At 71.4% G+C, this 17315-nt stretch carries 15 protein-coding genes and 1 pseudogene; 7 read left to right on the top strand and 9 right to left on the bottom strand.

The features are described from left to right. Positions 1-42: 42 nt before the first annotated feature. Together HNR57_RS19210 and HNR57_RS19205 are read right to left on the bottom strand one after the other, a co-directional pair. Positions 43-1611 carry a sodium:solute symporter family protein gene (locus HNR57_RS19210; protein ID WP_184561231.1) on the bottom strand — a complete coding sequence of 523 codons (1569 nt, stop codon included), beginning with the start codon at positions 1609-1611 and terminating at the stop codon, positions 43-45. A 126-nt stretch (positions 1612-1737) separates the two neighbouring features. Continuing rightward, the gene (locus HNR57_RS19205; RefSeq protein ID WP_184561230.1) at positions 1738-2523 is read right to left on the bottom strand and encodes an SDR family oxidoreductase; all 786 of its coding nucleotides are present in this window, start codon (positions 2521-2523) and stop codon (positions 1738-1740) included. An 85-nt stretch (positions 2524-2608) separates the two neighbouring features. Here HNR57_RS19205 and HNR57_RS19200 point away from each other — a divergent pair. Beyond that, positions 2609-3449: pseudogene (locus HNR57_RS19200) on the top strand (hypothetical protein). Here HNR57_RS19200 and HNR57_RS19195 read toward each other — a convergent pair. Further along, entirely contained in the window at positions 3400-3921 is a 522-nt protein-coding gene (locus HNR57_RS19195) for an ATP-binding protein (protein WP_184561229.1), read from the bottom strand. The pseudogene HNR57_RS19200 and the gene HNR57_RS19195 sit on opposite strands and share 50 nt — an antisense overlap. A gap of 113 nt (positions 3922-4034) precedes the next feature. Between HNR57_RS19195 and HNR57_RS19190 the strand changes: the two genes are divergently transcribed. Both HNR57_RS19190 and HNR57_RS19185 read left to right on the top strand, forming a co-directional pair. Continuing rightward, entirely contained in the window at positions 4035-4847 is an 813-nt protein-coding gene (locus HNR57_RS19190) for a helix-turn-helix domain-containing protein (protein WP_184561228.1), read from the top strand. Further along, positions 4844-5032, top strand: coding sequence for a DUF397 domain-containing protein (locus HNR57_RS19185; RefSeq protein ID WP_184561227.1), 189 nt, complete (start codon positions 4844-4846; stop codon positions 5030-5032). The genes HNR57_RS19190 and HNR57_RS19185 overlap by 4 nt, the downstream gene beginning before the upstream one ends. A 25-nt stretch (positions 5033-5057) precedes the next feature. Here the strand turns inward: HNR57_RS19185 and HNR57_RS19180 are convergent, their stop codons facing one another. Continuing rightward, positions 5058-7538, bottom strand: a complete 2481-nt coding sequence (locus HNR57_RS19180; RefSeq protein WP_184561226.1) for a tetratricopeptide repeat protein — start codon at positions 7536-7538, stop codon at positions 5058-5060. A 102-nt stretch (positions 7539-7640) separates the two neighbouring features. Between HNR57_RS19180 and HNR57_RS19175 the strand changes: the two genes are divergently transcribed. Next, positions 7641-8150 (top strand): DUF2165 domain-containing protein, encoded by a 510-nt coding sequence (locus tag HNR57_RS19175; RefSeq protein ID WP_184561225.1) that lies wholly within the window; start codon positions 7641-7643, stop codon positions 8148-8150. 9 nt (positions 8151-8159) lie between these two features. On the opposite strand, the gene HNR57_RS19170 is transcribed toward HNR57_RS19175, so the two are convergent. Then, positions 8160-8714: a hypothetical protein gene (locus tag HNR57_RS19170; RefSeq protein WP_184561224.1), complete on the bottom strand. Its 555-nt coding sequence runs from the start codon at positions 8712-8714 to the stop codon at positions 8160-8162. Between the two features lie 85 nt (positions 8715-8799). Continuing rightward, positions 8800-9798 carry a glycosyltransferase family 2 protein gene (locus HNR57_RS19165; protein WP_184561223.1) on the bottom strand — a complete coding sequence of 333 codons (999 nt, stop codon included), beginning with the start codon at positions 9796-9798 and terminating at the stop codon, positions 8800-8802. A 148-nt stretch (positions 9799-9946) separates the two neighbouring features. Here HNR57_RS19165 and HNR57_RS19160 point away from each other — a divergent pair, with 148 nt between their 5' ends. Next, complete coding sequence (locus HNR57_RS19160; RefSeq protein WP_184561222.1) at positions 9947-10417, top strand: GtrA family protein; 471 nt, start codon at positions 9947-9949, stop codon at positions 10415-10417. Between the two features lie 36 nt (positions 10418-10453). Further along, positions 10454-11866: a hypothetical protein gene (locus tag HNR57_RS19155; RefSeq protein WP_184561221.1), complete on the top strand. Its 1413-nt coding sequence runs from the start codon at positions 10454-10456 to the stop codon at positions 11864-11866. A 4-nt stretch (positions 11867-11870) separates the two neighbouring features. On the opposite strand, the gene HNR57_RS19150 is transcribed toward HNR57_RS19155, so the two are convergent. The 3 genes from HNR57_RS19150 to HNR57_RS19140 form a co-directional block, all read right to left on the bottom strand. Continuing rightward, a complete protein-coding gene (locus HNR57_RS19150) occupies positions 11871-14456 on the bottom strand; it encodes a bifunctional FO biosynthesis protein CofGH (protein ID WP_184561220.1) in 2586 nt (861 codons plus the stop codon). A gap of 44 nt (positions 14457-14500) precedes the next feature. Continuing rightward, positions 14501-14707, bottom strand: a complete 207-nt coding sequence (locus HNR57_RS19145; protein WP_184561219.1) for a hypothetical protein — start codon at positions 14705-14707, stop codon at positions 14501-14503. Positions 14708-14785: 78 nt separating this feature from the next. Continuing rightward, entirely contained in the window at positions 14786-15631 is an 846-nt protein-coding gene (locus tag HNR57_RS19140; RefSeq protein WP_184561218.1) for an LLM class F420-dependent oxidoreductase, read from the bottom strand. A 175-nt stretch (positions 15632-15806) separates the two neighbouring features. Between HNR57_RS19140 and HNR57_RS19135 the strand changes: the two genes are divergently transcribed. After that, complete coding sequence (locus HNR57_RS19135) at positions 15807-17315, top strand: CehA/McbA family metallohydrolase (protein ID WP_184561217.1); 1509 nt, start codon at positions 15807-15809, stop codon at positions 17313-17315.

Raw genomic sequence — 17315 nt, 5'->3', positions numbered from 1 at the left:
GCCCAACGGGAAGGGGCGCCGCCCGGCGTGAACGTCGGGGGTTCACCCCTCGGCGGTGCGCACCACGTCGTCCGCCGGACCGGCCGGGGTCGGGATCGTGGCCGACGCCGCGCCGTCCCCGTCCGTGTTGATCTTCTCGATGAGCGCCAGCCGCTCCGGGGTGTCCTCCGGCCGGATATAGCCGACCAGGATGTAGAGGACCAGCGAGACCGCCAGCGGGATCGACACCTGGTACTGGAGCGGCACGCCGCCCTCGACGTTCCAGTTGATCGGGTAGTTCACCAGCCAGAAGGCGAGCAGGCCCATCGACCAGCTGACGAGCGCCGCCGTCGGGCCGGAGCGGCGGAACGCGCGCAGCAGGCCCAGCATCATCGGGATCGCCATCGGGCCCATCAGACCGGCCACCCACTTGATGACGACCGTGATGATGTCCTTGAAGGCGGGGGAGTTGACCTGCGTCGCCGCCGCCATGGACAGGCCGAGGAAGACGACCGTGGCGATGCGGGCGACCCGCAGGCCCTGGCTCTGGTTCCAGGCCCGGGCCCTCGCCCAGATCACCGGCGCGCAGTCCCGGGTGAACACCGCCGCGATGGCGTTGGCGTCCGAGGAGCACATGGCCATGGTGTGCGAGAAGAAGCCGACGATGACCAGGCCCAGCAGGCCGTGCGGCAGGAGCTGTTCGGTCATCAGGGCGTAGGAGTCCGAGCCGTCCGGCTTCTGCGACTCGACCAGCAGCGGCGACATCCACATGGGGAAGAACAGCACCAGCGGCCAGACCAGCCAGAGGATCGCCGAGAGGCGCGCCGACCGCTCGGCCTCCTTCGCGTTCGGCGTGGCCATGTAGCGCTGGGCCTGGTTGAGCATGCCGCCGTTGTACTCGAAGAGCTTGATGAAGAGGAACGCGAGCAGGAACACCGTGCCGTACGGCCCGACCAGCGGTTTCTCGTGGCCCTGGAGTTCGGGCGAGTCCCAGACGCCGAAGAAGCCGCCGTGGTCGTCGAGGCGTACGAAGACCGCCACGAACATCGCGATGCCGGCCAGCAACTGGATGATGAACTGGCCGAGTTCGGTCAGCGCGTCCGCCCAGAGGCCGCCGATCGTGCAGTAGATCGCCGTGATGCCGCCGGTGATGAGGATGCCCTGATTGAGGGAGATGCCCGTGAAGACGGACAGCAGCGTGGCGATCGCCGCCCACTTCGCGCCCACGTCGACGATCTTCAACAGCATGCCCGACCAGGCCAGCGCCTGCTGCGTCTTGAGGTCGTAGCGGTTCTTCAGGTACTCCAGCGGGGAGGCCACATGGAGCCGGGAGCGCAGCCGGTTGATGCGCGGGGCGAACAGCTTCGACCCGATGGCGATGCCGAGGGCGATGGGGAAGGACCAGGTGACGAAGGACGTGACGCCGTAGGTGTAGGCGATGCCGGCGTACCCGGTGAACATCACCGCGCTGTAGCCCGACATGTGGTGCGAGATGCCGGAGAGCCACCACGGCATCTTGCCGCCGGCGGTGAAGAAGTCGCTGACGTTGTCGACGCGTTTGTGCGACCAGACGCCGATCGCGACCATCACGGCGAAATAGCCGATGAGCACGGCCCAGTCGAGACCGTTCATGTGCGCCCTCCCAGGGATCAGCCCGGCGCTCATCGTGGGCGCTGCCGCGTGAACACGACAAGTGACCGTCAGGTCAAGGAGAGGTAAAGAAGTTCTGTGTGATGGTTGCCGTTCATCCACATGAACTCAACGCATCAGCTCCCCCGCGTTGACCAGCAACGACTGCCCGGTGATCGCCCGCGCCCTGTCCGACGCCAGGAACGCCACCGCGTCGGCCACATCCGTGTCCGTGGCCAGATCCGGCAGCGCCATCCGCTCGGTCAGCCGCTCCAGGACGGCCGCCTCCGGCACCCCCTCCGACTGCGCCGCGAACTGCACGTACGCCTGCACCGGCGGGCCCCACATCCAGCCGGGCAGCACGGTGTTGACCCTGATCCGGTGGGGCCCCAGCTCCCGCGCGAGCGAGTACATCGCACTCGTCAGCGCCCCCTTCGACGCCGCGTACGCCGCCTGCCGCACCTGCGACGGGGCCGCCACCGCGGACTGCGTCCCGACGAACACCACGGATCCGCCGCCCTGTTTGAGCGACGGCAGACAGGCCCGGGTCATCCGCAGCGTGCCCAGCAGGTTCACATCCAGGACCGACCGCCAGGACTCGAAGTCGGCGTCCTCCAACCCGCCGAAGTAACTGTCCAGCGCGGCCACATGCACGACGGCGTCGATCCCGCCGAACCGCTCCCGCGCCACCTCGGCCAGCGCCTCGCACTGCACCTCGTCGCGGATGTCCGTGACCCGGTACGCCGTACACGCCCCGCCGGGATCGACCTCGGCGGCCGTCTTCGCCAGGCTCGCCTCCGTACGGGCCCCGAGCACGGCACGCCCGCCGTCCCGTACGACAGCCGCCGCGACCTGCCGTCCGAGCCCGGCCCCGACCCCCGACACGACGACCGTCTTCCCCGCGAGCAGTGACATGGCAGGACCTCCCCGGACCGCAACCCTGGCGCTCTATCTGACGGAGCGTCAGAGTATGGGTCAGCCACCGACGAAGGGGAAGGGCATGAGCGAGGACACCCGCAGCGAGCTGTACGCCGAACTGGCCGCCGTCGGCCCCTACGGCACCCACGCCGGACACGCCCTCATCACCATGGTCGAGCCGCATCCCGGCCATGAGTACGCGTACAACCGCTGGTACGAGGACGACCACTACTACGCCGGTGCGATGGCCATGCCCTGGATGCAGGCCGGCCGCCGCTGGGTGGCGACCCGCGACCTCCAGCTGCTGCGCTACCCCGAGAAGTCGGCGATCGCCCAGCCCGTCACCGCCGGCTGCTACCTCTCCACGTACTGGATCACCGCCGGCCGCTACGACGACCACATACGCTGGACGGTCGCCGTCAACAAGCGCCTCAACCGGGACGCCCGCGTCTACCACGACCGTACGCACGTCCTCACGGCGTTCCAGAACCACGAGGCGACGGTGTACCGCGACGGAGCGGCCGGCCCCCGGGACGTCCACGCCCTCGACCACCCCTACGCGGGCCTGGTCCTCCAGGTCGTCGAGGCGGACACCCCCGAGCAGCGCGCCCCGCTCCTCCATTGGCTGCGCACCCGCCACCTCCCCAAGCGCCTGCCGGGCTCCCCGGCCGCCCTGGTGACGGTCTTCAGCCCGACCCCCCCTCCCCGGCGACCGCATGACGTACGTGAAACAGGTCGAGGGCGTCGACACCCGCCTGACGCTCCTGTGGTTCCTCCAGACCGACCCGAGGGAGTGCTGGGAGCCGTACTTCACCGGCCTCGACACGGCGGTGGCGGAATCGGGGCTGGGCAGGGTGGAGCTGGTGGCCCCGTTCATCCCGACGGTGCCGGGCACGGACACGTACGTGGACCGGCTGCGCTGAGGCCGGGCGCGCCGCACGGCGGCCACACGTCGCTGACATCAAGCGGGCTTGGACCCGGCGCCAGTTCCGCCCACACGGTCTTGCCGTGGGCCGCCGCCTCCAGCACGCCCCAGCGGTGCGCGTACGCCGCGACGATCCGCAGCCCGCGGCCGGTCTCCGCGTCGTCCGCGACCGGTTGCGGGAGCCGTGGGATCCGGTCACCCCGGGCGTCGGTGACCTCGATACGGAGCGTGCGGTCGGCGTGCAGCCGCAGCGTGAGCCGGAAGTCCCTGCCCTGGACGCGCCCGTGCAGCACCGCGTTCGACGCCAGCTCGGCCACCACCTGCGCGGCGGCGTCATACGCCTCGCCCCATTCGTCGAGCTGGCGTTCGGCGAGCAGGCGAGCCAGTCGAGCACCCCTTCGAGTGGCGGACAGCTGGATCGCGAAGTGGCGTACGGGGGTGCTGATTTCAGCGAGGGATTTCTGGCTCATGTCACCCAGCGTGGCCGCCCGAACCTACTCTGAACAGTGACGACCCTGGTACGGAACGTGACTGTCCGGACGTGAGGCGGGGTCGTACGGCTCGTACGTCAGGAGGGGAAGGCGTGGAGGACGAGGAAGCGGCGGCCGTGCTCAGGACGGTCGGGCGGCAGATCAAGATGTGGCGCGAGGCAGCCGGGCTGAAGCAGGCGGAGTTCGGATCGGCGATCGGGTACGGGGAGGAGATGGTGTCGTCCGTGGAGCGGGCGCGCCGGATCCCCAAGCCGGATTTTCTCGACAAGGCGGATGAGGTACTGGGTGCCTCCGGCAAGATCTCCGCGATGAAGGAGGACGTGGAGAAGGCCAGATACCCGAAGAAGGTAAGGGACCTCGCGAAGCTGGAGGACGAGGCCGTCGAACTCGGGGCCTACGACAACCACCAAGTTCATGGGCTGCTCCAGACTCCGGAGTACGCCCAGGCCTTGTACGCCATGAGGCGCCCGGCCTTCACCGAGGACGAGATCGAGCGGCACGTCGCCGCCCGCATGGCACGGAAGGCCGTGTTCGATCGCGTGCCGCGCCCGCTCATCACGTTTGTCCAGGAAGAGTCGACGCTGCGGAGGCCGATCGGGGGCAGAATGGTGCTCCGCCGACAGCTCGAACACCTGTTGCGGGTCGCTGGGTTGCGGCACGTTTCGATCCAGGTCATGCCGACGGACCGGGAGGACCACGCGGGTATGGCAGGTCCGTTCCGGGTGCTGAAGCTCCAGGAGGGCAAGACCCTGGGGCACTTCGAGGCCCAGTTGCACAACCGCGTGATCGACGATCCCCGTGACGCCCAGATCCTCGACATGCGCTATGGAATGATCCGGGCCCAGGCCCTCTCACCTCGGGAGTCCCTGGCCTTCATTGAGAAAGTCCTAGGAGAAGAGACGTGACCACTGACCTCCACTGGTTCAAAAGCAGTTACAGCAGCAACGACGGTCCCGATTGCGTAGAGGTCGCCATATCCACTGCTCAGCCCGCCATCCTTCTCCGCGACTCCAAGAACAAGAACGGCGCCCGGCTGGAATTCACCGGCGGCGCCTGGTCCGAGTTCGTGGAGTTCGCGGCGGGGCGTTGAGCCTCAGTTCTGATTCGCACGATGTTCACCTGCCGATGAACGGCCCCAGTACCGCACGGTCGGTTTCCGAAAGGCGTTCCAAAGCCGCGGAATTCAGTTCCCGTACGCGTTCCACATCCGCCCGGGCCTCCTCCCGCCGACCGGAGACCGCGTGCAGCACGGCCCGGCGGGACAGTGCCCAGACGTACCCCGGGCGCATGTCCACCGCGCGGTTCAGGTCGGCCAGTGCCTCCGCGTGGCGGCCCAGCCGGGCCAGGGACTCGCCCCGGCTCGCGTACGCCGACGTGTACGCGGGGTCCAGGGCCAGCGCGACGTCCAGGTCCGCGACCGCCTCTTCGTCGTGGCCGGTGACGCGCAGCGCGTCACCCCGCTCGCAGCGGGCCCAGGGCCAGTCGGGGTTCAGGGCCAGCGCCCGGTCGAGGTCTGCCAGTTGGCGGTGGGATTCGCCCCGTGCGCGCCAGACCCGGGCGCGGCGGGCGAGCGCCCAGGCGTAGTCCGGGTCGAGGTCCAGCGCCCGCCCCAGGTCGGCGAGGGCCGCGTCGAGGTCTCCGGCGCGCTCGTGCGTGGCGCCCCGGGAGGCCCAGGCGAATCCGAGCGCGGGGTCGAGGCGGATCGCCTCGGTGAGGTCCCGGATCGCCTCGGTGTCCCGTCCGGCGATCCGCTGGTGTTCGCCGCGCAGCGCGACGTACCAGGCGTTGTCCGGTTCCAGCGCGACGGCCCGGTCCAGGTCGGCGATCGCCCCGTCGTGGTCGCCCAGGTCTCCCCGGATCCCGGACCGGTGCCGGTAGGCGACGGCCAGTTCCGGATCGAGCGCGACGGCCCGGTCGTACTCGGTGAGGGCCTGCGCGTACACGCCCTCGCCGCGCAGCTCGTCGCCCCGCACGAGGCGGGCCCGGGCCTGAGCCGGAGCGTCGAGTACCGCACGGCGCAGGAGCAGCCCGAGCGCGGCGCCGACGCCCTCCGTGTCGAGGGCCGCCGTCAGTTCGGTGCCCCACCGGGACGCCGGCTCGGCGTCCGCGTCCGCTCCGGCGTCCACCAGCGCGCGGGCCCACCGCCCGGCCACGCCCGCCTCGCACGCCCGGACGAAGTCCCCCAACGCCTGCGGCAGCGCGTTCCGGTCCCCCGCGCACAGCGAGTGGTACGTCTCCTCAAGCCGCAGCTCCCGCCACGCCTCGTCCGCCCACAGTTCTCCGGTGCCGCGGCCCGCCCCGGCCTCTTCGCACCAGGCCCCGAACAGACCGGCCAGGTGCCGCTGCCGCTGCGCCCACTCCCGGGGCGACCTGCGGCGTTCCGCGCGCAGCATCGGCGCCCGTACGACGTCGTGGTAGCGCAGTCGTCCCCCGCCGCGCTCGTGCACGAACGGCATCCCCCGCAGCCACGCGTAGAGGGGCTCCCGTTCCTCCGGCGGGCAGTCGGCCGCCGCCCGGAACACGTCCCCGTCCAGCCACCTCGGCAGCGCGCAGGCCAGGGCGGCGGCCCGCCGGGCCGGGTTCTCCTCCCACTTGAGGAAGCGGTCCACAGCCGTCGCGCTCGGGTCGCCCACGTCGTCCGGGTCGGTGGGGCGGGACTCGGCGAGGGTGGAGACCAGGACGGGGAGGCCGCCGGTCAGGCGCAGCACCTCCGCGACGACCGGTTCGGCGGTCACGCCCCTGGCGGCCAGCAGACCGCGTGCCTCGGTCTCCGTGAAGGGGGCGAGCGGGAGGTCCGTCACGAAGTCCGCCAGCCCGCCCCAGCGGGCCGGGTCCAGGGGCGCCCGGCCGGCCGTGACCACCACCGTCGTGGCGGGCAGGGGGCCGTGGCGGTCCGTCGTCATCGTCTCGTGCAGCCAGGGGTCCAGGTAGGGGCCCGTCCGCTCGTACGTGTCCAGGAAGAGGGTGATCCAGGGAGCGGACGTGTCCGCGAGCTCGCGCAGGAGGACCGGTGTGAGCACCTGCTCGGGGGCGAGGACCAGCTGGAGGTCCTCGTGGTTGCGGAAGCGGTCAATGAGGCTCGCGCGCAACCGGTCGGCCACGTGGGCGAGTTGCTCCGCGTCCAGCATGCCCGCCAGTGGGCCGACGACCGGCACCATCCCGGCGGCGACGACCCCGGCCCGTGCCACGATCCTGCCCCCGGCGGACGGTCCGGGCTCCTCCGGCTGGGTGTCCAGAACGGCCAGCGCGGCCAGTTCCGCCTCGTGCCGGCGCTCTCGGTGGGCGGCGAGCAGCCGGTCCAGCTCCTTCAACCGTCTGCCCTGAGCGGCGAACTGACGACTGATCTCCGCCATCATTTCGGGCACGCTGCCCGCGCTGTCGTCGATGTACGCGGTCAGCGCGCCCTGTTCACGGGCGACCTGCTCGAACTCCCGCAGCAGGAAGGTCTTCCCGACGCCCGCGTTGCCGTGCGCGTGGAAACGGAAGCGGTGGCGTTCGTCGTGCGGGGCGGTGTCGAAGTTCACCCGGAACAGGGCCCGTTCGGCGCCCCGGCCGACGAATCCGGCCCGGGTGCGTTGCCGGATCAGATCCTGCATCGACGGTCGCTCCTGGGCCATCCGTACGTCCCCTCGTCTCGCGCGGCCGGCTTCGGGCTCATTCTCTCGCGTCCGCTCGGGCCGCTGGGGAGAATGATCGGCATGGCCACCTCCACACCACGCGGCGCACTGTCGCTCGCCGCCACCCTGCTCACCGCCACCATCGCCCTGTACATGGCGCTCGTCGCGTTCGGGAACATCACCGACTTCGGGACCAATCAGCAGTTCGTCCGGCACGTGCTGGCCATGGACACCACGTTCAAGGACGAGGACCTGATGTGGCGTGCCGTCACGAGCCAGGGGCTGCAGGACGCCGCCTACGTCGGGATCATCGTCTGGGAGACCGTCGCCGCGCTGGTCCTCATATACGGGAGCTGGCTGTGGGCCAGACGCGATGACCTGCGGGCCCGGCGGATGTCCACGTACGGGCTGCTGATGGTGATGCTGCTGTTCGGGGCCGGGTTCATCGCGATCGGCGGTGAGTGGTTCTCGATGTGGCAGTCGGAGGACTGGAACGGTCTGGACGCCGCGACCCGCATCTTCCTGTTCAGCGGGGTCGTGCTGATCGTCAACCAGCTGTCGGCCCCACGGGCTCAGCCGCCCGCCTCCTGAGCGCTGCCGCTACTTGACCACGGTCACGGTCGTGCCGACCGTGCCGAACGCCCACAGTGCCGTGCCGTCCGCCTTCCGCATCCTGACGCCGCCCGTCTTGGTGCCGGAGGCGGCGGGCGGCGGTGAGGCCCCGTCGACCGCGTTGGAGAAGGCGACGGAGACCCCGTCCTTCGAGGCGAAGTACATGATGTGCTCGATCTGGACGCCGTCCGAGCCGGTCGTGGCCGCGTTGCGCGACGACACGGTGTAGGTGCCCGGGTCGGGGCTGACCGAGCCCGGCCAGACGGTGAACGTGCGGCGGCTCGCCTCGCTCGCGTCGACCAGCCACACCCGCTTCTCGCCGAGGGAGTAGACGACGCGCCGGCCGGTGCCGGAGCCGTCGGGCACCCGCGCCGGGACCGACGCCGTGGGGGTGGGCTGCGCCGAGGCCGTGCTGCTGGGCTTGGCCGACGTGGCGGTGGGGTGCGGGCCCCGGTCCGCCTGCACACCCAGGACCGTCACCGCGGCTATCGCTCCCACGGTCAGCCCGGTCACCCAGGCCCACGAAGGAAGTCGGGCAGGCACCGGCACGCATCTCCTCAGTCACGGGACCCCGCATCGAAGCGGGGTTCCGTTCATCGTACTGCGCACCCGTGACCCCTCGGCTCCCTCAGGGGTCCCCGGCGGTCTTGCGGACCGGGACCGGGCCCGTGCCGGCTCCGCGGGCGGCGTAGCGCGGGGTGCGCACGGGTGCCGGGTAGGAGAGGTGCACCAGCCGGGTCTGCTCCTGGCGCATGTGCATGAGCGACTCCAGGATGTAGCCCACGAGCAGCACGAGCGCCGCGATGGTCATGATCGCGGCTGCGAGGATCGCCGTGGGGACCCGGGGCACGGTGCCCGTCTCGACGAAGTCGGCGATGACGGGGATGCCGAGGATGAGGGAGACCAGGGCGAGGATTCCGGCGAGGGCGGTGTGGACCAGCGAGGGGCGCTCGCGCCGCGCCAGGTCGAGGATGACCCGCAGGATACGCCAGCCGTCCCGGTAGGTGCGCAGCTTGCTCTCGCCCCCGGCCGGCCGGACCCGGTAGTCGGTGAGGACCTCCGCGGTGGGCAGCCGCAGGTGCAGCGCGTGGATGGTCATCTCGGTCTCGGTCTCGAACTCGCGGGCGAGCGCCGGGAAGGACTTCACGAAGCGCCGCGAGAAGACGCGGTAGCCGCTGAGCATGTCGGTCACGTCGTTGCCGAACAGGGACCGCACCGCCCCGGTGAGCAGCTTGTTGCCGACCGCGTGCCCGGCCCGGTAGGCCCCGTCGACCGTCACGCGGCGGGCGCCGACGACCTGGTCGTACGGCCCCTCGAAGAGCAGGTCCACCAGGTCGCGGGCGCGGGAGGCGTCGTAGGTGTCGTCGCCGTCGATGATGAGCAGCGCGTCGGCGTCGACGTCGGCGAAGGCGCGGCGGATGACGTTGCCCTTGCCCTTGCGGGTCTCCTGCCGGACGATCGCGCCGGCCTCCCGGGCGACCTCCACGGTGCGGTCGGTGGAGGCGTTGTCGTACACGTAGACGACGGCCTCGGGGAGGGCCGCGCGCAGGTCGCGGACGACCTTGCCGACGGCCGCCTCCTCGTTGTGGCACGGCACGACACACGCGATCGTCGGTTCCACGACCACTCCTCGCTCGACTCACCCGGCCGGTTCCTCAGACAGTCAGCACCTCAGACAGTCAGCACCTCATACATCAGCACCTCATACAGTCGGACATAGTGCGATATGAGCGCGCCTGACCGGATGGGGCACGCCGGGTCGTTAGGCTCGCCGTGTGCCGGTCCTCGACTCTGTGACGCTGCGTGCGCGTGACGCCATCAAGGGCATCTGGCGCGAGGCCGCCAAGTTCGGCGTCGTCGGGGCTCTGGCCTTCGTCGTCGACAACGGCGGCTACAACCTGCTCGTCTTCGGCCTGCCCGGCGGTGCGGAGGGCGGGGTGATGCGGACCGCCCCCGTACAGGCGTCCGTCATCGCGACGGCCGCCGCCGCGCTCTTCAGCTGGGTCGGGAACCGCTGCTGGACCTATCGCGGTCGGCACCGCGAGAAGGTGACCCAGGAGCTCGTGCTGTTCCTCGTCGCGAACGGGGTCGGGCTCGCCATCACCGCGGGCACGGTCTTCGCCTCCCGGCACCTGCTCGGGCTGGACTCGGCGCTCAGCGACAACACCGCCCGCATCCTCGGCTGGGTCCTCGCGACCCTGTTCCGCTTCTACGCCTACCGGCGCTACGTCTTCGTCGCCCCCTGACCGGCCGGGATCCATCGAGCCGCTAGCATCCGGCATATGGGACAAAAAGGATGGACGTGGCGTCAGAACCGGCAGTGGGTCTGGGTCCTGGCCGCCGTCGCCGCGGTCTGCTGCCTGGGCACGATCCTCGTCTTCGCCCCCGGCTTCCTGAGTCCCGACAGCCTCGACCAGCTCCGCCAGGCCGAGGGGAAGAAACCCCTGACGGACTGGCATCCGCCCGTGCTCAGCCTGGTGTGGCGGGCGCTCATCGCGGTGACCGGCTCGATCGCGGCCATGCTGGTGCTCCAGTGCCTCGTCTTCTGGACGGCGCTGTGGGTACTGGCCCGGTGCGTGTGGGGACTGACCGCGAGCCGGGGCGGTTCGCTCGCCGTGCTGGGCCTCGGGCTGGCTCCGTTCGTGCTGACGTTCGTCGGGGTGGTGTGGAAGGACGTGCACGCGGCGTTCGCGCTCCTCGCCGCGTGCGCGGTCGCCTTCACCGGCCTGCTGCTGCGGGACCGCGACCTCCGCCCCGCCGTCCGCTGGGGCCTGCTCTGGCTGGGCGTGCTGTTCCTCGCCTACGCGATGCTGGTGCGCAAGAACGCCGTCGTCGCCGCCGTCCCCGTCTTCGTCATGCTGGTCCTCGCCCTGTGGGGCAGGCCCGGACGCCGTACGTGGGTGACGTGCACGGCGGCCCTCGTGGCCGGGCTCGCCGTGCCCGCCACCGCCATCTCCGTGTTCGCCGCGCCGCTCCAGACCAAGCAGGGCGCCCAGATCATGCTCGACGACCTCGTGCACGTGCTGAGCGTGGAGGAGCTGCGGTCGGCGGACGTGCCGCCCGCCCTGCGGGACCGGCTCGTGGCCTCCGCACGGGAGTGCGAGCGGGTCGGCGCCCTCTCGGACGCCTACTGGGCCTGCTACCAGCGCCCGGCGGACGGGCTGCGCGAGGACTCCGGCGAGATCACGTCCCTGTGGCTGCGCGAGATGAGCGGGCACGTGCCGGGCTATCTCCAGTACCGCCTGCTGCTCTTCACGACCCTGCTGTTCGAGACCGACTACGCGTACAAGGCGGGGATCACCCGCAACGACCTGGGCATCGAGGTGGCGCACCCCCGGCTGGAGGACGCGCTCGGCACGTACGTCAAGGGCATGATCGAGGACGTGCCCTGGATGTTCCGCGGCTGGTTCTGGCTCGCGGTCGCACTCGTGATCGCCGTCCGGCCCGGCAGGGGCGTCTTCGCGATGCCGGTCCGGGCGCTGGGCATCAGCTCGGCGGCCTACATCCTGGGCTATCTGCCGATCATGCCCGCGACGGACTTCCGGTACGTCTACTGGCCGGCGATCGCCTGCGCCCTCGGCCTGCTGCTGCTCTGGCTGGGCCGGGGCACGCCTCCCCCACGGCCGGCGAGCCCCGGCGCCCCGGCCGGCCGTACCCTCACGGCGCAGCAGCCGGCGGACGCCGGGGGCCAGTAGCGCGTCAGTCCAGCACCGGCAGCAGCTGGGGCAGATGCCCGTCCGACGCGGCCGCCGCCCGCTGCCGCTCCTCGGGGACCTCCCCGTACAGGGTGCTGCGGGCCCTGGCCGGACGGCCCGCGGCGTCCGCCACCGCGATCAGGTCCTTCACCGACTTGTACGACCCGTACGACGAGCCCGCCATGCGGGAGATGGTCTCCTCCATGAGGGTCCCGCCGAGGTCGTTCGCGCCCGAGCGGAGCATCTCGGCCGCGCCCTCCGTGCCCAGCTTCACCCAGCTGGTCTGGATGTTGGGGATGTACGGGTGCAGCAGCAGCCGGGCCATGGCCGTGACCGCCCGGTTGTCCCGCATGGTCGGGCCCGGGCGGGCGATCCCCGCCAGGTAGACCGGCGCGTTGGTGTGCACGAACGGCAGCGTCACGAACTCGGTGAAGCCGCCCGTGCGCTGCTGAATGCCGGCCAGGGTGCGCAGGTGCCCGAGCCAGTGCCGGGGCTGGTCGACATGGCCGTACATCATCGTCGAGGACGAGCGGATGCCCAGCTCGTGGGCGGTCGTCACGACGTCGATCCAGTCGGCCGCGGGCAGCTTGCCCTTGGTGAGGATCCAGCGGACCTCGTCGTCGAGGATCTCGGCGGCGGTGCCCGGGATGGTGTCCAGGCCCGCCTCCTTGGCGGCGGTCAGCCACTCGCGGACGGACATGCCGGTGCGGGTCGCGCCGTTGACGACCTCCATCGGCGAGAAGGCGTGCACGTGCATGCCCGGGACGCGTTCCTTCACGGCCCGCGCGATGTCGAAGTACGCCGTGCCGGGCAGGTCCGGGTGGATGCCGCCCTGCATGCAGACCTCCACCGCGCCCACCTCCCAGGCCTGCTGGGCCCGGTCGGCGACCTGGTCCAGGGAGAGGGTGTAGGCGTCGGCGTCGGTGCGGCGCTGGGCGAAGGCGCAGAAGCGGCAGCCGGTGTAGCAGACGTTGGTGAAGTTGATGTTGCGGGTGACGATGTAGGTGACGTCGTCGCCGACGGCCGACTTGCGTACGTCGTCGGCGACCCGGGCGAGCGCGTCCAGCGCCGGACCGTCCGCGTGCAGCAGGGCGAGGGCCTCGTCGTCGGTGAGCTTCGTCGGGTCGTCGGCGGCCGTGCGCAGGGCCTCGCGTACGTCGGTGTCGATGCGCTCGGGGGCCATGCCCGGGGCGGCGGCCTCGCGCAGGGCGGCCCAGTCGCCGTACACCTCGTCGAAGTCGTCCCGGCGGTCCGACGTACGGCCCTCGGAGTCGATCGAGGAGTGCAGGTCGGTGCGGCCGGACGCCGTGAAGACCTCCTCCGGCTCCTGCCACGGCAGGCCCGCCGGAACCGCCTCGGGGCGGGCCAGGCCGGTCTCCGGGTCGGCCAGCGCGGCCACGTGCGGACGCAGCCGCGGGTCCAGCCAGGGCTCGCCGCGGCGCACGAACTCCGGGTAGACGCAAAGGCGTTCGCGCAGCTCGAACCCGGCGGCCCGGGACTTCTCGGCGAGCTGCTCGATCTGCGGCCAGGGGCGCTCGGGGTTGACGTGGTCGATGGTGAGCGGGGAGACGCCGCCCCAGTCGTCGATGCCGGCGCCGATCAGCCGCTCGTACTCGTCGTCGACGAGGTTGGGCGGAGCCTGGATGTTGCCGCTCGGGCCCATGAGGAGCCGGGCGACGGCCACCGTGGCGACCAGTTCGTCCAGTTCCGCGTCGGGCATGCCGCGCATCGCGGTGTCCGGCTTGGCGCGGAAGTTCTGGATGATCAGTTCCTGGACGCCGTGGTAGGCCCGGGACACCTTCCGCAGCGCGAACAGCGACTCGGCGCGCTCCTCGTAGGTCTCACCGATGCCTATGAGGATCCCGGAGGTGAAGGGGACCGAGGAACGCCCGGCGTCCTCCAGGACGCGCAGCCGGACGGCGGGCTCCTTGTCGGGAGAGCCGTGGTGGGGGCCTCCCGGTTCCGACCAGAGGCGGGTCGCGGTGGTCTCCAGCATCATGCCCATGCTGGGCGCGACGGGCTTGAGGCGCTGGAAGTCGGCCCAGCTCATGACGCCCGGGTTGAGGTGCGGCAGCAGGCCCGTCTCCTCCAGGATGCGGATGGAGATGGCACGGACGTAGGCGAGGGTGTCGTCGTAGCCGTGCGCGTCGAGCCACTCGCGCGCCTCCGGCCAGCGGTCCTCCGGCTTGTCGCCGAGGGTGATGAGGGCTTCCTTGCAGCCGAGGGCCGCGCCCTTGCGGGCGATGTCCAGCACCTCGTCCGGCGACATGAACATCCCGTGCCCGTCCCGGCGCAGCTTGCCGGGGACGGTGACGAACGTGCAGTAGTGGCACTTGTCGCGGCACAGCCGGGTAAGGGGGATGAAGACGCTCTTCGAGTACGTGATGACGCCGGGCCGCCCGGCCGCCTCAAGGCCCGCGTCCCGCACCCGGGCGGCCGAGGCCGACAGGTCCTCCAGCTGCTCGCCCCGGGCCTGGAGCAGCACCGCCGCCTCGGCGACGTCGAGCGAGACACCGTCCCTGGCCCGTTTCAGGGCGCGACGCATGGAGTTGTCGGTGGGTCCGGTTCCGGAGGTCGCGGAAGTCGTCATCCTTCGAGCATACGAGTGCGCTGATCAGGCTCGGGGCAGCCCCGTCAGTGGAAGGCCAGCCAGCCGATGCCCAGGGCCGAGACGAAACCGGCGGCGGCCACGGCGGCCGGTCTGTGGCGGTGCAGGGCGAACCAGGCCAGCGCGGCGGTCACCAGCACGGCCGTCGTGCCGATCGCGGCACGCAGCAGCCCCTGACTGTAGCCGTACTCGGTGAAATGACGCAGGAGCCAGGAAAACCAGGCAAGCCGCATGACGCTCTCTCCCCCCGTGGTGAACTGAACAGTAGTTTAGTAGAGGGAGGCCAACCGGCTTGCCGGGCAGGGGACTTGTCAGAGATGGGCGGCGAGGCCGTCCAGCGTCTTCAGCACCTCCGCCTCCCCCGCCGGAGGCAGCTGCGCCACGACCTCCTCGATGCCGAGGTCGGCGTAGTGGGCGAGCTTGCCCGGGGTCGGGTGGACGGCGTAGGGGACGACCTGGAGGGCCCGGGGGTCGCGGCCGGCGTCGGCCCAGACGGTGCGCAGGACCGGCAGCGACTCGCCGAGGCCGCGGCCGCCGATCGGCAGCCAGCCGTCGGCGTACTCGCTGATGTGGGAGAACAGCTTGGGCCCGGCGGCCCCGCCGACGAGCGTGCGCGGGCCGATGACCGGACCGCGTGGCTTTTGCACGGGCTTGGGATGAGCGTGACTGGCCCGGACGCTGCCGAACTCCCCGTCGTGGGCGGCCGGTTCCTCCGACCACAAGGCCCGCATCAGCGCCATCCGGTCCCGGACCAGCTCGCGCCGGGTACTCCACAGCACGCCGTGGTCGGCGGCCTCCTCGACGTTCCAGCCGAAGCCGATCCCGAGCGTGAACCGGCCGCCGGAGAGATGGTCGAGGGTCGCCACCTGCTTGGCCAGGTCGATCGGGTCGTGCTGGGCGACGAGCGTGATGCCCGTGCCGAGCCCGAGCCGCTCGGTGACGGCGGCGGCCTGACCGAGGGCCACGAACGGGTCGAGGGTGCGGCCGTACTCGGGCGGCAGCTCACCGCCCGCCGGGTACGGCGTGGTCCGCTCCACGGGGATGTGGGTGTGTTCGGGCAGATACAGCCCGGCGAAACCGCGGTCCTCCAGCTCCCGGGCCAGCCGGGTCGGAGTGATCGTCTCGTCGGTGAGGAAGATCGTCACGGCGATGCGCATGACCTTTCTCTACCCGAGGGCGGCCCGACTGTCCATACCGACCGGTCGGACCATCCACCGTTCGTCGTCCGGTTCCCCTCCCTTGCGCACAAATTCACGACTCAATACAAGGGTTGCAGGCACCACCCCCGCACCACCCACGCCACGTCACCGACGACACCTGGGGAGCAGCAGCATGTGCGAGGACAGCCACGGCGGGCTCGGCCGGCGCGCTCTGTTCATGACGGGAGCGGCGGCCGCGCTTACGTTGGGAAGCGTGAGCTTCGCTTCAGCGGCCGACGGGGACCAGGAGAGCAGGACCGTGCGCGGCACGCTGCCGCCCGGGTCCCCGGACTTCGTGTACGTGCCCGTCGAGGTCCCTGCCGGTGTCCGGGAGCTCAAGGTCGCCTACACCTACGACCGGCCGTCCGTCCCGGCCGGGACGCTCGGCAACGCCCTCGACATCGGCGTCTTCGACGAACGCGGCACCGAGCTCGGCGGCCGGGGCTTCCGCGGCTGGTCGGGCGGGGCGCGCACCGAGTTCTTCCTCCGCGCGGACGACGCGACGCCCGGCTACCTCCCCGGCCCGGTGCGCGAGGGCACCTGGCACATCGCGCTCGGCCCGTACACGGTCGCCCCGCAGGGCCTGTCGTACGAGATCACGATCACGCTGACCTACGGGGAGCCGGGCGAGACCGTGGAGCCGGTGTACCCGCCGGAGCGGGCCAAGGGGCGGGGGCGCGCCTGGTACCGGGGCGACTGCCATCTGCACTCCTGGCACTCCGACGGCCGCCGCACCCCCGCCGAGATCGGGGAACTGGCCCGGGCGGCCGGTCTGGACTTCATCAACTCCTCCGAGCACAACACGCACGCGGCGCACGCGCACTGGGCCGACGTGGCCGGGGACGACCTGCTGGTCATGCTGGGCGAGGAGGTCACGACCAGGAACGGGCACGTCGTCGCGCTCGGTACCGACCCGGGCACCTTCGTCGACTGGCGCTACCGGGCCCGCGACAACCGCTTCGGCCGGTTCGCCCGGCAGATCCGCCGGGCCGGCGGCCTGGTCGTCCCGGCCCATCCGCACGCCACCTGCATCGGCTGCAACTGGAAGTTCGGCTTCGGCGAGGCGGACGCCGTGGAGGCGTGGAACGGCCCGTACACGCCCGACGACGAGGTCGCCCTGGCCGACTGGGACAGCATGCTCGTGGCGTCCGTACGGGACGGGCGCGACTGGATCCCGGCCATGGGCAGCAGCGACGCCCACCGCTCACCGGACGCGGTGGGCAGCCCCCAGACGGTCGTCCTCGCCGACGACCTGACCCGGGAGGCCATCCAGGAGGGCATCCGGGCGGGACGCTCCTACGTCGCCGAGTCCGCGAGGGTCACGCTGTCCTTCCGGGCGTCCGGCGGACGCGGCGAGCACGCGGGCATCGGCGAGCGGCTCGCCGTCGGCCGCGACACCCCGGTCACCGTCCGCCTGGAGGTCACCGGCGCCCCGCGCTGCACGGTCCGCCTCGTCACCGACCAGGGCGTCGTCCACACCAGCGCCCCGCTGCCGGTGGCCGGCTCGGGCGTGGTCGAGTGGCGGACGACACCGTCGTACGCGGCGTACGTACGGGCCGAACTGCGCCACGAGGCGGCGGCGGGACCGCTCCCCGGGCCGCTGGCGGCGTTCACCAACCCGATCTTTCTCGGACGTCGGTGA

The organism is Streptomyces paradoxus (genome assembly GCF_014202475.1).
Classification (GTDB): domain Bacteria; phylum Actinomycetota; class Actinomycetes; order Streptomycetales; family Streptomycetaceae; genus Streptomyces; species Streptomyces paradoxus.
This window is presented reverse-complemented; position numbering and strand designations above follow the sequence as displayed.

What these genes read in the sequence shown, in the direction of transcription:
- HNR57_RS19145 (WP_184561219.1), bottom strand. Translation starts at nt 14,707, where the DNA reads ATGCGGCTTGCCTGGTTTTCCTGGCTCCTGCGTCATTTCACCGAGTAC.
- HNR57_RS19180 (WP_184561226.1), bottom strand. Translation starts at nt 7,538, where the DNA reads ATGCAGGATCTGATCCGGCAACGCACCCGGGCCGGATTCGTCGGCCGG.
- HNR57_RS19175 (WP_184561225.1), top strand. Translation starts at nt 7,641, where the DNA reads ATGGCCACCTCCACACCACGCGGCGCACTGTCGCTCGCCGCCACCCTG.
- HNR57_RS19195 (WP_184561229.1), bottom strand. Translation starts at nt 3,921, where the DNA reads ATGAGCCAGAAATCCCTCGCTGAAATCAGCACCCCCGTACGCCACTTC.
- HNR57_RS19155 (WP_184561221.1), top strand. Translation starts at nt 10,454, where the DNA reads ATGGGACAAAAAGGATGGACGTGGCGTCAGAACCGGCAGTGGGTCTGG.
- HNR57_RS19140 (WP_184561218.1), bottom strand. Translation starts at nt 15,631, where the DNA reads ATGCGCATCGCCGTGACGATCTTCCTCACCGACGAGACGATCACTCCG.
- HNR57_RS19135 (WP_184561217.1), top strand. Translation starts at nt 15,807, where the DNA reads ATGTGCGAGGACAGCCACGGCGGGCTCGGCCGGCGCGCTCTGTTCATG.
- HNR57_RS19205 (WP_184561230.1), bottom strand. Translation starts at nt 2,523, where the DNA reads ATGTCACTGCTCGCGGGGAAGACGGTCGTCGTGTCGGGGGTCGGGGCC.
- HNR57_RS19210 (WP_184561231.1), bottom strand. Translation starts at nt 1,611, where the DNA reads ATGAACGGTCTCGACTGGGCCGTGCTCATCGGCTATTTCGCCGTGATG.
- HNR57_RS19150 (WP_184561220.1), bottom strand. Translation starts at nt 14,456, where the DNA reads ATGACGACTTCCGCGACCTCCGGAACCGGACCCACCGACAACTCCATG.